Origin of the sequence: Yersinia sp. 2553 StPb PI, assembly GCF_052217105.1 — a bacterium.
Classification (GTDB): Bacteria; Pseudomonadota; Gammaproteobacteria; order Enterobacterales; family Enterobacteriaceae; genus Yersinia; species Yersinia enterocolitica_E.
Window position 1 is genome coordinate 1,686,402 of the sequence record NZ_JAZGPX010000002.1, and the last position, 14,366, is coordinate 1,700,767.

Below are 14,366 nucleotides of genomic sequence, written 5' to 3' on the forward strand. Positions count from 1 at the left end.
GATAAAAACGCGCTGACCATCCAGCATTAAGAAAAAGCCGCGATAACTGTTTTAGTCATCGCGGCCATTGTTATCAATTCAAACCGGTATATTTAAAGTCATAGCTCACATCAAACGGTTTCCACCAGCGGCCAACACCCGTTTCGCTATCAGTATGGCGATGTAATCCGGCTTTAGATGGCTCACTGATATGGTAAGTAACTTTATAGTTACCTACACCCATCATTTTAATATTGGCACCGTAGTGTGGACCGTCACTGGCAACCATCGGCATGAATGTGCCTTCTTGTTTGGTACCAGTATCCGTATTCACCAAGGTATAAGCGATAGTCAGGTACGGCATCCACTCACCGGCACCAAATCCATTCTTATTGCCTTCGGTGGCATGGATATCTGCCTCCAGATGAATGTCAGCTTTCGCGGCAGGCAAACCCATGCCACGCGGTTCCATATCGATTGGCTGCAAGTAAACTGCAGCAATTTCCATATCGTTGATCTTGATAGGCTCGCCAGCCGGATACTCTTTAAAGGCGAAAGCAGCAGGCGCTGCAAAAATGCTGGCGATAATGCTGCTGGCAATAATCGTTTTCTTCATGGTCATGTAGCACACCCTCTGGTATCAAATGATAATTACATTGTCGTTATTCACACCGGCATCATGCCGGACCATTACGCTGAGACAGTACGACCACGCCGTTGCATTACCCAAAGAGCAACCAGCGCAGCAATCAGTAATATCCCTTGAGGAATCAATGTTTCCAGATATGGATAGATCCCCAACCAACTGATTTCAGGTACGCCCGGTAGCAATGTCGGCTCAAACAATTTACCTTCAATTAGTTCAAGAACACTCTTACCGGCAAATACAAACGCCATTAGGTACATAAAGCCACCGGTAAACATAAAGAAGGGTTTGAGTGGCAATTTGACTACGGTAAAGCGCATGACCAGATAAGCTGCCAGCAAGAATACACAGCCAACGCCAAAACCTGCCAGAATCGACAAGTGGCCGCTAGTGGTACTGGCATCGCCCATCAGGGCCAGATAGAACAGTACAGTTTCAGCACCTTCGCGATACACCGCCAGGAAGCTTGTCAGCCATAACCCGACCATCGATCCACTACTGAGTGATTTAGAAAATTTCCCTTCGAGATAAGCTTTCCATTGCCGTGCTTCAGTCTTCGACAATAACCAGTAACTCATTGAGAACAGCATCACCACGGCAATCATCATGGTGAAACCTTCTAATAACTCACGACTTTGCCCTGAATTAGCAAATAACCACTGGAAGACGAAAGCGGTTAGCACGCTGGCGATTAAGGCCACTACAACGGATTGACGAATGAGCGGTAATTTATCCTGATGGTTGTTTTTCACCAGATAAGCCACTATCGCGGCAACAATCAGTAAAGCTTCCAGCCCTTCACGCACAATAATCAGCAGGCTGTAGATGAACAGACTCCAGTTGGTTTCATCCCCCCCACCGAGCATCTCTACAGCACTGGCCAAATCCTTTTGCAACGCGACGGCTTCGGCTTGTAACTGTTCGACTGGCTGACCGGCTTTCATCAGGCTGACTAAACGAGTGAAATGCCCCTCTAACGTCGATTTAAATGCAGCATCACGTGAACCAACTTTATTCTCCATGCCACTGGCTTCGAACAAATCAAAGTAGGTATCCTGCACAGCCATCATTGCCGGTGTAGTCTGCCCCTTTTGGTACTGACTAATAGCATCGCTGATGGCCTGATTTATCTTACTGGAAACAGCCGCCCAATCGGCATTAGCTTGTCCGTCAGAACTAGCAGCCGATGCCGAAGATTGCCCAACGTTGGCTTGATCTGCGGTGACGGGTTGCTGTTCACGCGTTGTGGGTAAGCCTGGAAGGGTGTCTTCGATAGTTTGTAGTAAACCGGTGACACGATAGGCAACTTCCGTTATTTGGTCTGGCTTGCGAGTGAGATCGATTAATGCGGCAAATTGTTGGTTAATTGCCGCTGCTGCTTGTGCGGAACGATTGCCCCGCACTGACATTTCCATTTCAGAGTTTTTAAAACCCTGATAATGAGCCTGTTGCACGCTTTCGCTGGCCGCGGCGAACTTCCCTTCTTGATATTCGCTTATGGCTTGTGCCAGTAAGTCATCAATGATCTTGAAACTCTGCTGCCAGTACAGTGCAATTTCACTGTTTTCATAAGCTGCATGTTGCTGTTCTGCATTAAGTTTATGCCCATCGGTCAGTATAGGCAGTACCGCAGTGAGTTCACTTTTAAGCCAATTAATTTTATTATCAACTTCCGCTTGCGGCTTGCCCTCCCCAATCATGCGCCGGATTTCACCAAAAGCGGCTTCCATCTGATAACTCTTCTGGGCAGAGATATTGATACGAATCGGGCCTTCGAGGTTTTCGAAAACTTCAAAGTACGCCATCTGCACCGTAGTACGGGCTTCATCATTGTTCTGTTGTTGGTACAACTGAGACGTTTTATCGAGACGGGATTGGATATCATTAACCAACTGCGGGTAATCCGTCGCAGCCCAGGCTAATGAGGCTGATAGCCACCAACAGCAGCAAAGCAGAAAGAGTTTGTGCCAAGTTCGCATAATATGAGTAACGCACATGAAGTTGATAATGAGATTTATTAACATTAACACTAAACAAAGGAAATGTGTCTTGATCCGCATCAAAAAATATTTAGTTTCTTGAATTTTTGTTTAAAAATGCGGCGCACTACGCAATTTCTTCTTAGGAAAGTGCAAAAATAATTCAAATAGAAGGTTTTTTATTCGCTGGTTCTGAGGGGGACAAGAGTAGAAAACAACCTGGCCTGCTGCGGAAATACCACAGGCGTGCATAACCTAATTCCGCAGACAGGCATTTATTTAAGTGAAATTTAATCTGAGTAAAATATTAAATAACTAATTTAATTCATGTGGTCGCCAGTAATCTATTAGAAGAAATATTTAAATCTGGCACGTACACCGTAGCGGTCATCGTTTTCAGCATTAACCACTTTATTGTCAGGTGACACTTCCAATTTAGACCAGTAAGCACCAAGATATAAATTAAAGTTATTCATATCCATGATATTGGCAATTTTATAGGAGGTGTGGATCGTGTGAACATCATATTTATCAGGCGAGGTTAATATCCCCGAGGTAACTATCCCTGCATTTGCACTGTTGAAATATTCGATATCATTGTGTGCGTAAATATAACCAATTTCAAAGTTTCGCCATAAGATATTAGCCCCGGCACTGAAGTTCTTCTCATTGGTTGCATCCATATAAGCTGAGCTCAGATTAGCGACAATACCATTGTCAGGATCTTTATCCTGATTATTCCAAGTGAATGTTGCCCCATAGCCATTACGTTTCGATTGGTCCTGAAACTGGCCCTGATCATCACGATAACCATAGGCATTACTGATAACGTTACTTTCCATTGCTATAGCCGCAGAAAGGCTATCTTGTTTCCACGAAATCACCGGACGAACATACGCCACATTTTTTTCATTTTCCAGCGTATTACCATGATAAGTATTATTGGCAAATAACGTGGTTCCGTCTTTTAGAATGGTGTTAACTTCAAAATACCAGTTACCCAGAGTTTTACTGACCAGGAAGTTACCCCCATTGTTGCTGCGCCCACGGCCTTCTTTCATCATATAGATGTAACCATAGCCATCACTGTAAAGATCATTCGCAGTATTACCTGAGTGTTGGACAAACGTATCCTGATTCAGTGGGAACATATCATAGGCTTCAAAGCGACCGACTTTCACCTTCCAATCTTTCTCATGACCAAAGAAGAAGGCTGCATCATCGAGGTTCATATGACCACCAATATCAGCCAGTGGCTGTACAGTGAAACCTGCGAAATTGCCATTATTCATACGCCGATAACCATCCAGACCGATCAGTATTCTGCCATTAATATCCCATTGCTCTCTACTCCCCGCTTTCCAGTCTTTATTTGCACTGGTGCGTAGAGAAGTGAGCTGCCCACTTTTACTGGCAGCATCCATATTAATCTCAACATCACCGTATAATTTCAGATTCCCTTGTGGGGTCTCCCAGGACACTTCAGCGAATACAGGCAATGATAAAAGACTGGTAAGTCCAACCAGTATAAACTTATTCATAATAACCATCTCTATTTAGGATAATGTGAAGTAAAGTATTAGGCTCTCAAAATAAAGGCGATACTCAGCTCACCCATTTTTAAAGAGTTAATGATTTATTTATTTTTATACCCAGAAGTATCTTTTTGGCAAATAACCAGCCATGGTTAAATATTCATATTTGACCTCAGTGCAATAGTTAATTTAAATATTTCTTTGACTTACACAATGAATTTCATTTACCCAAGGCGATTTATCCTCGCTGATATAATAATACTAATTCATTGGTTAATTCACGGGCTAATAACGATGTCATTAAATGATCTTGAGCATGGACCATAATCAGTGTCATCGGTGTTTTGGCTTCCCCGGCATCTTGTTCGATAAGCTTGGTTTGCATCCGATGTGCGGCCTTGGTAAAGCCATCCGATTCTGATAACAGTGCATGCGCTTGAACAAAATCACCTTCACGGGCGGCTCGCAATGCCTCAAAACAAAGACTTCTGGCCTGACCGGCATTGACGATAATCTCCATTACGGCCTCTTCCAAATCAATCATTTCGCTCTACCTCATCAAAACCTTGATTATTTGCCGTTGCCGCAAACCATTCGCCACTTTTTTTCACGATACGTTGCTGCGTTTTCAAATCTAACTGAACAAAGCCATAACGATTCTTATAGGCATTACACCATGACCAGTTATCAATAAACGTCCACATATGATAACCAAGGCAATGGCTCCCTTGCGCCAAAGCACGGTGAACCCATTTTAAATGCTCGGAAACAAACTCAATACGATAACTATCATCTATCTGACCGTTGCGGCTGAATCGCTGTTCATTTTCGACACCCATACCATTTTCTGAAATAAAACAGCGCGGATTGCCGTAGTTTTTTCGTAAGTTGGTTAGGATATCGTAAATACCGGGTTCATAAATTTCCCAACCCCGGTGCGGGTTCATTTTGCAGCCTGGCATCTGATAATAATCGAACAGCCATTCTGGCATGAAGGGGGCTTCTGGATTAACCCGGCTATCGCGGCATTTAATTCTACGTGGCTGATAATAATTGATACCGAGTAAATCTACTTTACCCTCAACAATTAATTCACTGTCTCCAGGTTGGCAGGCAGGCAGCTGATCATAATCTTTCAGTAATGCCGTCAGCTCAGCCGGATACTCGCCGCGTAATACTGGATCGAGGAAACTGCGATTAAAAAGTAAGTCGGCGATATTAGCCGCTTTTACATCCGCAGGATTTTCAGAACGCGGATACGACGGCGTGAGATTTAAAATAATGCCAATCTCACCACCTAACTCACGTTGGCGATATTTTTTCACCGCCAAAGCATGAGCCAGCACGGTGTGATAAGCCACCGTGGCCGCCCGTTTGAAATCCACTACATTCGGATAATGGAAATCGTAGAGATAGCCACCTTCGACTGGCACGATTGGTTCGTTGAAGGTAAACCAATGTTGTACCCGGTCACCAAATAAACGAAAACAGGTATCGGCATATTCAGCATAGGCGTCCACTACATAGCGGCTTTCCCACCCCCCCAACTCCTGCATGACTGTTGGCATATCAAAATGAAACAGATTGATAAATGGGGTTATCCCCTGTGCCAGCAGTTCGTCAATGACACCATTGTAAAAATCCACTGCCTGCGGATTCACTTCACCTCGTCCGTTGGGGATCAGTCGCGCCCATGAGATGGAGGTACGGAAACTGTTGTGATTTAACTGTTTCAATAAAGCAATATCTTGCTGCCAATGTTGATAAAACGTTGATGTCTGTTGCGGCCCAATCTGCTGATGAAAACGCCCCGGTTGCTTGTCAAACCAAGTGTCCCAGACAGTGGCACTTTTACCACCACTCAAGCTTTCACCTTCGGTTTGCGGGGCTGAACTGGCACTGCCCCACCAAAAATCATGTGGAAATTGATACTTCATCATACTCTCCATAAAGATTAATCTAATCACGACTTAGCGGGTTTCGGCTGACTCAGCAAAACTCAGTTGTTGCTCTTTTTCCTGGTCGGCTTTCAGCAGGCTGCGCTCATAAGCTTTGAGGAATGGGTAGTACATCACCGCCGAGAACACCATACATAACAGACACATAACTACTGGACTAAACGCCCAATTGGCAGCCCAGGAAGCACCAATTGGCGCAGGCGTCGTCCACGGGGTTAATGACACAACTTGCGCTATCCACCCCAATTTGGTCGCGATATAGGCCAATGTAGCGTTGATCATCGGAACGAAGATAAAAGGCAGGAAGAACACCGGGTTCATGATGATGGGGGCACCAAACAGAATCGGTTCATTAATATTAAAGAAGCTTGGGACTATCCCCATTTTGCCAATAGTACGCAGATGAATGGCTTTGCTGCGTAATAGCAGGAAGGCCAGCGGTAAAGTCGAACCCACACCACCGATCAATAGGTAGTGATCCCAGAAACCTTGCAAATAGATATGAGGTAACGGCGCTCCGGCAGCTAAAGCCGCTTGATTTAGCGCCAAATTGGTCATCCAGAACGGGTTCATGATACCGGTCACAATCAATGCGCCATGGATACCGGCAAACCACAAAATTTGGCATAACAGAACCGACAACAAAATGGCAGGTAGCGAATCTGAGGCAGAAACTAAAGGTGCCAACAGGTGCATAATCGCTTCTGGAATAATCATTCCTGTGGAGGATTCGATAAATAAATTCAGTGGATGCAATGTCGCAACCACTGCCACTACGGGGATCAGAATTTCAAAAGATCGTGCAACCCCGGTCGGCACTTCTTTCGGCAGGCGGATAGTAATATTGTGGCGTTTGAGGAATGCATACAACTCCGTGGAATACACCGCGGTCACGATGGCGGTGAAAATCCCTTGTCCTGAGAAATATTGGGTTGAAATGTGCCCATCAGCATAAGGTGCTGCTACCAGCAAAAAGGACATCAATGCCAGCAGACCGGTCATGATTGGGTCCAACTTATATTGCCGCCCAAGGCTGGCACCAATCCCCACCGAGATAAAGAAGGTCATCACCCCCATGCTGAGATTGAAAGGCAGCATCAATTGCTCGCGATAGGTACTTGAGAAGTTTAACCAACCACGGGCAAAACCCCATGTGGTGTCCGCAGAAAACGGCGGAAAAATGAACACCAGCATAAATGAACCAATAATCATAAACGGCAGTGCCGAGGTAAACCCGTCACGAATGGCGATTATGTACTTTTGTTGCCCCAGCCGCCCAGCCAGTGGCGTAATGGTTTGCTCTATCATTCCAACCATTGCTTGGTAAAGAGAACTCATGGCAGATACCTTTTATTTCACTGCATTAATAAGAGATAAGGCGAAGTCGAGCACCTTATCACCGCGTTGCATACCGTAATCCATCATGTCGATAGTCATCACCGGGATCCCTAAAGGCTCAGCGATTGCCGCCAAATCACGTTGCATATATTTCACCTGTGGTCCCAATAGCACAACCTGATAGCGGCTGAACTGTTCATTGAATTCACTGGCACCGAAAGCATCAATCTGAACCTCAAGTCCGCGCGTTGCTGCCTCAGCCAACATTTTTTTCACTAACATGCTGGTAGACATCCCGGCGGAGCAGCACAACATTATCTTTTTCATTACGTATCGCCTCAGAGTAATTTTGTCATATTGAGCCTCATTGGAAACAAAATGGAAACCGGTTTCCATGCAAACAGAATAGATATGAGAGCGCGCTCAAATATTTAACCACTGAAAGATATGCAGTTGTGAAAGACGTCACAAAAAGCTAAGCACTGGGAGCTGTTTTATTGGATACTCCTTGGTAACAACGGTTTCCGTTATGATGATCGCGGTATAGAATAGATGCAGTAAGACTGGAACCAAGGAAATAGGGAACTGACCAGGCCCTCTGGCCATTGATCAGATAAAGTGGAGTGAAGTTATGTCGACTATTAATGATGTATCGCGGTTAGCCAACGTATCTAAAGCTACAGTGTCCCGGGTGTTAAGCGGTACACGCGGCGTCAAGGAAGAGAGCCGTCTGGCGGTGATGAAGGCCGTTGAGACTCTGAATTATAAACCGAATGTCATCGCCCAGTTTCTGACTGCACAGTCAACCGGGTGTGTCGGTGTGATTTGCGCTACTGAACACATTCAGCAAACAACCAGTTATCTGTTTGCCTTGGAAAAACAGTTTAGCCAGCATCAAAAGCATTTATTACTGCGTTTTGCCGACAATAGCATCGGGGTAGCAAATGCTGTCGCTGAGCTCGCCAATGGTTTGTGTGATGCCATTATCATCATCGGCGCACGCTTTGCGCTGCCATCTCATGATGAAAATATCATCATGATTGATTGTCTTGAGTCCTCTACCCCTAACAGTATTTTATTCGACCACTCATTCGCAGCAGAAACTGCCTGTCACTATTTGGTCAGTCAGGGCCGCCGACATATTGCGCTGTTAAATCATGCCTCTGGCACGGTGGCGGAACAGACGCTACTGGGTTATCAACGGGCGTTGGAGAATTACCTGATTCCCTATAACCGCAGTTTAGTGATGGGTAACGTTCACTCCTCTTCAGAGGCGTTGCAGACACTATTGAATAACGGTGCACAATTTAATGCGCTGTTGGTAATGGATGAAATCGAAGCGCAAAAGGCCATCTCGCTATTGCATGTCTTCAAGCATACCGTTCCTGATAAAGTGATGGTTTTCAGCCTGGATGGTTCAGTGCAATTACCCGGTATCCCAGCAGTGCCAGCAATCGAGTATTCATTAGAAACATTGGCGAGAAAGGTGGTCGACTTAATTGATGCCCGCGCGGGTAAACATGTAAATCCGCAGGTTTTCCGGGGTAATTTGGTTGTTCCACATGGATTAATTGAGTAACGCTAGCCCTTTAGGTGGTAGATAATGCATAGCATTCAGACCGAATATGAAACTATCCGCGCATCTCTCAGTAATAGCGCGCAGGTCATCACCCTGCTGCATATTGGTCGTGATGCAAGCACGGTAATTATTGACCCGACTGGTGCTCAATGGCCACTTACCGTGGGTGATACCCATACAGCTCAGCGCTATTTCCGCCACAATCCGCCAACGGCTGATGAGATGGAAACCGCCATTATGGTGGTTGAAGATGAAGTTATCCGTATTAGCCCTGCGCTGAATAAAACCTCGCAATTAGTCACCACCGATAGCGAGATAGCCGAGATAGCTCTGCTCGCGGGTTTGCCTTTACAGAGCGAAATGCACTTATCACTTGAGGCGGTAGAGCGGGTGTTTGACAGGCTGGCGGCGGTAATGATGGGTAGACCCGCAGCCTCTGAAGGGATACCGGCAGATAATGTGTTTGCCGCACGCCTGCTGATCCTGCGTGAGTTTATGCATCACTTGCAGTTCGCGGCGATTACGATATTGAAGTTGTAAAACGAGCATCAGTCATCAGCGCCGCCACAAGGCGCACTGTCGATGAGATTATAGCTGATGGGATTTAAAGCGGGTTGAACACTGACAGTGGCTGTTTTCGCAGCACACTGCCAGGTTCTTTTTAGCGTTTTCTTCTATCAATACAGCATGTTATTTGCGGGCTTTAGGATCCAGATTATCCGCAGGCAATTCACCCGGTAAGTAATCAGGCAAGCGGCCTGCTGGGAAGATAGCCAGCAGTGATAGCAACGCCATAATCAGTAAGCCAAATTTCAGCGCTCGTAAACGCGCCTCTTCATTGACTCGCACCGCTTCGGCAACTTGTTCCGGTGTCGCCGTCGTCTGAGCTAACACACCTTGTAGGCGGTCATTGCTGACGAAGTTGATGCTGTCCATATTGATCTGAGCCTGAATTTCTGGCGTCAGAATTGGCGTTTCAGCCACACCACGCAGCACGTTAGCACTGAGCAAACCGACCAACAAAGCACCGGCAACCGCAGTACCGATAGCATTTGCCAGGTTGTTAGTCGTACCACGCAACGAACCAACATCGCCTGCCAACTCTTTCGGTGATGCACTGACTAATACGTTAAACAGTAAGGTCACCAATGCGCCCTGTGCCAGACCGAATACCACCAGACCGAACAGTACCGCGAACTCACTCCAGTTATTGCGCACCACGAATGCCAACCACAACAGGGCTATGGTACAGGTGATAAAACCATAACGGCCAATTTTGCGTGGTGTCAATTTCTTGTAGAAACGAACTATCAGCATCGCGGAGAAGAACACTGACAAGTTAAATGGCATCATGGCAATCGCTGTGGCCATCGGGGTACTGCCCTGCACTATCTGGATATACAACGGCACTGAGAAGTTCAACATCGCTTCCAGTGCGACCACAGCAAACATAGCGAATACTGCCGCTTTTTCCGTAGATGAGGTAATCACTTCCAGTGCCAGTAACGGTGTTTTACCTTGTTCCTGACGGCGACGGGTCCAAACCACAAACGCCTGACCCAGCACAATACCCAATACAATCATGAAGGGCGCGGGTGAGAAGCCTAACAAATCAAAGGGCGCACCATCACGCACCAGACCGAAGCCCCAGCGGTTCAGGTTATTAAAACCAAACGACAGCAGAATAATCGCCGATGCCGCCAGTACCACCCCAAACACATCGATGCCCACTTCAGGACGACCGTTATCAGATTTCAATCGGAAACTCAGCACAAAGATCACGGCCGATAACACAATCAAAATACCGAACGCTGGACGCCAGCCGATATAGGTACCCAGGACACCACCAATCAGAAACGCCGCGACACCCGCACCGGCTCGAGCTGAGCCTAAAGCACCGAGCGCCGTCGCCTGTTGTGTACCACGGTAGTTTTCAGCAATCAAAGCGACCAGAGCTGGCACCAAAGCCGCCCCCGCCAAGCCACTTAATGCTTGCGCACTGATCATTACAGTAACATTCGGGCTGAATGTCATCATGACCTGCGCGATACCAAACAGCAGTACTGTGCTGCGAAATACCACCAGCGGCCCAAAACGTTGGTTGAGTTTGGCGCCCAACATCACGAAGCCCGCAACAGATAATGAGTACATAACAATCGCGGTGGCGATCGTGGTGGGTGGCACATTAAAACTTTTTACCATCCCACCCAATGCGACCGGTAGGGAAGCAACGTTGAATGACATCAGAATCTGGGCTAATGCGATGGTTATCATCGGCACCCAGGATTCTTTAACTTCCGCGCCAGCGCGGTGAGTTGATTGATTCGCCATAAATTCTCTGTCCTTTTGACATGTATTCTTGTTTTCGAGCCCTTTGGCTTGCGAGATAATTTCGTCTACCAAGTACTCTCGTTCTTAAATCAACCTTGCACACGAAACAATATGACTGTCAGCGCAATGCTCAGATCGTGTAACTCAACTCTTTTCGGTGTAAGGCTCAGAAACAAACATGTCCATCCCAAGACTACGTGATAAGAACCGGGCAGCCAGTTGCCCTTTAACGCTGTTACCCGCACTGTCGAGTAGCGGTGCAAACGTCCCTAACCCCCCCTTTCCAGGTGACACCGTCACAATTCCACCACCAATACCGCTTTTGCCCGGCAGACCAATGTCATAAAGCCAGTCACCAGACGTTTCGTACAACCCTGCTGTTACCATTACCGCTAATGCGTAATGGCATACATCGTTGTCCACCACCCGCTCGCGAGTCAGTGGGTTAACCCCACCATCAGCCAGTGTCGCGCCCATCACCGCAAGATCTTTGGCGCTGACATTCAGCGAACATTGGCGGGTATATAAGTCGGTAGCAATAAGAGGATCGCACCCCAGACGGCCATAACCATGCAGCACATTAGCGATACCACGGTTGCGGAAGTTGGTTTCACAAGCAGATTGATACACTTCTTCGTTTAGTGTCAGCTTGCGTCCGGCAAAACGGCACAATCCGTCATAGATAAATTTCCACTGCTCATCACTGGTTGATCCAGGTACCAGACTGGTGGTGGCAATCGCACCGGAGTTCACCATCGGGTTAGTGCGGCCATCTGGCGTGCGTTCAATCGCAGTAACGGAGTTAAATGCCATACCGGTGCTGTTCACGCCCAGTTTTTCACGTGCAACTTTGGCTCCGATAGCCTGACAAACCAGCGCAAACACAAAGGGTTTGGAGACACTCATGATGGTAAACTCAACATCTACATCACCGGCAGAATGCACTTTACCGTTGGTGCCAACCATGCAGACGCCAAACAGATTCGGCGAAACGCGTTCCAATGCAGGATAAACGCTAGAAACTACACCTTCGGTATCTGCACCAAAACGTTTATGAGCTTCTTGCACCAATTTAACCACAGTGTCTGGGTCAGGTAGATGCCCGGTGGATACGTAGTCGATAATTCCATTTTTGCTATCATCTGTAGGCATATTCGCTACCTCCCGTTTACCTTTTGTTTATTTTTCTGTCTTTTTTTTGCCTCTACCACTTATTTTAGGCGACAGTAATACTTTCACATTTTAATTTATATAAAATGGTAATAATGAATCCTGGCTTCTTTCACCTTTGGTTTTATCAATTAATCATGAAATTCTTAAGCTAAGATAGCTTAGGTTTAGAAAGCTGTATATCAGTTGTTTTCAATAAGATTGATTATTTTTGGTCAGACGAGAGAACAACGATACTATTGCAGTATCATGACATTAGCGATATGTGATAGGCGTAACGACGTAGGAATGATTTAATTAGCGGTAGTAGATTAGTAGGTAAGCTGACATTAAATTAGCATAATAGTGAGTGATTACTGGCAAAGTGTTGGGGAATAATCGCCACAGGGAAAGTGAATGTAATAAGAATCCGCCTGGCCTGTGGACTCTTATTATTAGTTTATTCCTATCGACTGCTGTTCTTTATACCAAGACCCATGCCAACCATACCAAAGCAAATCCGGTTAGCCCCATCAGCGTCGTCAATACTGTCCAGGTTTTTAATCCATCAGCGACGGAAAGCCCCAGATAACGTGTTACCACCCAAAATCCAGCATCATTAACATGGGATAACCCCAAGCCACCAAAACACGCCGAAAGGGTCACCAATACTAACTGCATGCTATCAAGCCCGGTAACCGCTTGGGTCAGCAAACCACTGGTAGTCAGGATTGCCACGGTAGCCGAGCCTTGAGAAGCACGTAATGCCAGCGAGAGCAGAAAAGCCGCGGGAATTAAAGGCAAGTGGATAGCTTCCAGTGAAACCGCCAATGCTTTGCCAACACCAGACTCAACCAGAACCTTACCAAAAGCGCCACCAGCGCCAGCAACCATAATGACCGCCGCCGACGTTGGAATAGCATCCCCCATAATCTGTTCTATTTTGTCCTTGCCCCAGCCACGGCGAATACCCAACAGATAGGTTGCTAACCCCAGAGCAATTAACAATGCAATGGCGGGCGTACCGATAAGCACGATAACCTCCCGCAGCAAGCTCTCTTCAGGCAACTCGGTAGCAGCCAACGAACCTAGCATGACCAAGGCGATGGGAATAATGATAAGTGAAGCAATTAAACCCGCCCCCGGGATTCGGTCACGAATATCCTTCGCCGGTTCAGCAGCAATCCCGGTTTCAGGTTTTGCCAACTGCAACTGCTCCAAAACGTCAATTGAAAGCGCATAGTTACGCCGATTCATACTCTTCGCGACCCAATACCCTATCAGCCCGACTGGAATAGAGATAAGGATGCCAATCATCATTAGCCGCCCCATATCCGCACCCAATAGCCCAGCCGCCGCCGCTGCTCCCGGATGAGTTGGCAAGGCCACATGTACTGTTAGCATGACCCCGGCCATAGGTAGGCCAAATTTAATGGGTGATACTTTAGCAACTTTAGCGAAACCATAAATAAGCGGGATAACAATGATAAAGCCAACTTCAAAAAATACCGGGATCCCCAAAATAAAGGCAGTCAGGGTTAATGCCATGACCGTGCGCTTGATCCCCAATGAGCCAGTAAATCGTTGAGCCAGAGATTCCGCACCACCGGAGGCTTCAATCAGCCCTCCCAGCATTGACCCAAGCACAATAATTATGGTTATCGAACCAAGCAATCCGCCCATACCGGACATAATCACTTTCATGATATTACTGACCGGAATACCTGTTGCTATTGCAACCAACAGACTGACAACCAATAACGCAACAAAGGGATGGACCTTGGCTTTAATGACTAATATTAATAAAAGTAAAACGCTGGCAACAGCAATAGTCAGCAGTAGGGAGGTAGACATTATTTAAACCTCGATAAC

The 14,366-nt window shown here is 46.5% G+C and carries 12 protein-coding genes; 2 read left to right on the forward strand and 10 right to left on the reverse strand.

All coding sequences use genetic code 11. The features are described from left to right. Positions 1-73 precede the first annotated feature (73 nt). From V2A84_RS08990 to V2A84_RS09020, 7 genes are all read right to left on the reverse strand, one after another. Positions 74-601 carry an iron transporter gene (locus tag V2A84_RS08990; RefSeq protein ID WP_083159075.1) on the reverse strand — a complete coding sequence of 176 codons (528 nt, stop codon included), beginning with the start codon at positions 599-601 and terminating at the stop codon, positions 74-76. Between the two features lie 68 nt (positions 602-669). Then, positions 670-2,604 carry an FTR1 family iron permease gene (locus V2A84_RS08995; protein WP_442848707.1) on the reverse strand — a complete coding sequence of 645 codons (1,935 nt, stop codon included), beginning with the start codon at positions 2,602-2,604 and terminating at the stop codon, positions 670-672. A gap of 347 nt (positions 2,605-2,951) precedes the next feature. Next, positions 2,952-4,154, reverse strand: a complete 1,203-nt coding sequence (locus V2A84_RS09000; protein WP_442847885.1) for a carbohydrate porin — start codon at positions 4,152-4,154, stop codon at positions 2,952-2,954. Positions 4,155-4,377: 223 nt separating this feature from the next. Continuing rightward, entirely contained in the window at positions 4,378-4,683 is a 306-nt protein-coding gene (locus tag V2A84_RS09005) for a PTS lactose/cellobiose transporter subunit IIA (protein WP_083159078.1), read from the reverse strand. Further along, positions 4,676-6,076 carry a glycoside hydrolase family 1 protein gene (locus tag V2A84_RS09010; RefSeq protein ID WP_083159079.1) on the reverse strand — a complete coding sequence of 467 codons (1,401 nt, stop codon included), beginning with the start codon at positions 6,074-6,076 and terminating at the stop codon, positions 4,676-4,678. The genes V2A84_RS09005 and V2A84_RS09010 overlap by 8 nt, the downstream gene beginning before the upstream one ends. Before the next feature lie 33 nt (positions 6,077-6,109). After that, positions 6,110-7,435, reverse strand: coding sequence for a PTS sugar transporter subunit IIC (locus V2A84_RS09015; protein WP_083159080.1), 1,326 nt, complete (start codon positions 7,433-7,435; stop codon positions 6,110-6,112). Between the two features lie 12 nt (positions 7,436-7,447). Next, positions 7,448-7,762, reverse strand: a complete 315-nt coding sequence (locus V2A84_RS09020) for a PTS sugar transporter subunit IIB (RefSeq protein WP_042569652.1) — start codon at positions 7,760-7,762, stop codon at positions 7,448-7,450. Positions 7,763-8,066: 304 nt separating this feature from the next. Here V2A84_RS09020 and V2A84_RS09025 point away from each other — a divergent pair, with 304 nt between their 5' ends. Both V2A84_RS09025 and V2A84_RS09030 read left to right on the forward strand, forming a co-directional pair. Beyond that, positions 8,067-9,014: a LacI family DNA-binding transcriptional regulator gene (locus tag V2A84_RS09025; protein WP_083159081.1), complete on the forward strand. Its 948-nt coding sequence runs from the start codon at positions 8,067-8,069 to the stop codon at positions 9,012-9,014. Positions 9,015-9,038: 24 nt separating this feature from the next. Further along, positions 9,039-9,554 (forward strand): hypothetical protein, encoded by a 516-nt coding sequence (locus tag V2A84_RS09030; RefSeq protein ID WP_083159082.1) that lies wholly within the window; start codon positions 9,039-9,041, stop codon positions 9,552-9,554. 150 nt (positions 9,555-9,704) lie between these two features. Here V2A84_RS09030 and V2A84_RS09035 read toward each other — a convergent pair whose 3' ends face one another. The 3 genes from V2A84_RS09035 to V2A84_RS09045 all read right to left on the reverse strand — a co-directional run bounded on the left by V2A84_RS09035 (position 9,705) and on the right by V2A84_RS09045 (position 14,348). Beyond that, positions 9,705-11,345, reverse strand: coding sequence for an MFS transporter (locus V2A84_RS09035; RefSeq protein WP_083159083.1), 1,641 nt, complete (start codon positions 11,343-11,345; stop codon positions 9,705-9,707). 144 nt (positions 11,346-11,489) lie between these two features. Further along, positions 11,490-12,497 carry a glutaminase A gene (glsA, locus tag V2A84_RS09040; RefSeq protein WP_083159084.1) on the reverse strand — a complete coding sequence of 336 codons (1,008 nt, stop codon included), beginning with the start codon at positions 12,495-12,497 and terminating at the stop codon, positions 11,490-11,492. 480 nt (positions 12,498-12,977) lie between these two features. Continuing rightward, positions 12,978-14,348, reverse strand: a complete 1,371-nt coding sequence (locus tag V2A84_RS09045) for a GntP family transporter (RefSeq protein WP_442848708.1) — start codon at positions 14,346-14,348, stop codon at positions 12,978-12,980. Positions 14,349-14,366 lie beyond the last annotated feature (18 nt).

Coding starts and splice junctions, on each gene's coding strand:
- V2A84_RS08990 (WP_083159075.1), bottom strand. CDS start 601: ATGACCATGAAGAAAACGATTATTGCCAGCAGCATTATCGCCAGCATT.
- V2A84_RS08995 (WP_442848707.1), bottom strand. CDS start 2,604: ATGCGAACTTGGCACAAACTCTTTCTGCTTTGCTGCTGTTGGTGGCTA.
- V2A84_RS09000 (WP_442847885.1), bottom strand. CDS start 4,154: ATGGTTATTATGAATAAGTTTATACTGGTTGGACTTACCAGTCTTTTA.
- V2A84_RS09005 (WP_083159078.1), bottom strand. CDS start 4,683: ATGATTGATTTGGAAGAGGCCGTAATGGAGATTATCGTCAATGCCGGT.
- V2A84_RS09010 (WP_083159079.1), bottom strand. CDS start 6,076: ATGAAGTATCAATTTCCACATGATTTTTGGTGGGGCAGTGCCAGTTCA.
- V2A84_RS09015 (WP_083159080.1), bottom strand. CDS start 7,435: ATGAGTTCTCTTTACCAAGCAATGGTTGGAATGATAGAGCAAACCATT.
- V2A84_RS09020 (WP_042569652.1), bottom strand. CDS start 7,762: ATGAAAAAGATAATGTTGTGCTGCTCCGCCGGGATGTCTACCAGCATG.
- V2A84_RS09025 (WP_083159081.1), top strand. CDS start 8,067: ATGTCGACTATTAATGATGTATCGCGGTTAGCCAACGTATCTAAAGCT.
- V2A84_RS09030 (WP_083159082.1), top strand. CDS start 9,039: ATGCATAGCATTCAGACCGAATATGAAACTATCCGCGCATCTCTCAGT.
- V2A84_RS09035 (WP_083159083.1), bottom strand. CDS start 11,345: ATGGCGAATCAATCAACTCACCGCGCTGGCGCGGAAGTTAAAGAATCC.
- glsA (WP_083159084.1), bottom strand. CDS start 12,497: ATGCCTACAGATGATAGCAAAAATGGAATTATCGACTACGTATCCACC.
- V2A84_RS09045 (WP_442848708.1), bottom strand. CDS start 14,348: ATGTCTACCTCCCTACTGCTGACTATTGCTGTTGCCAGCGTTTTACTT.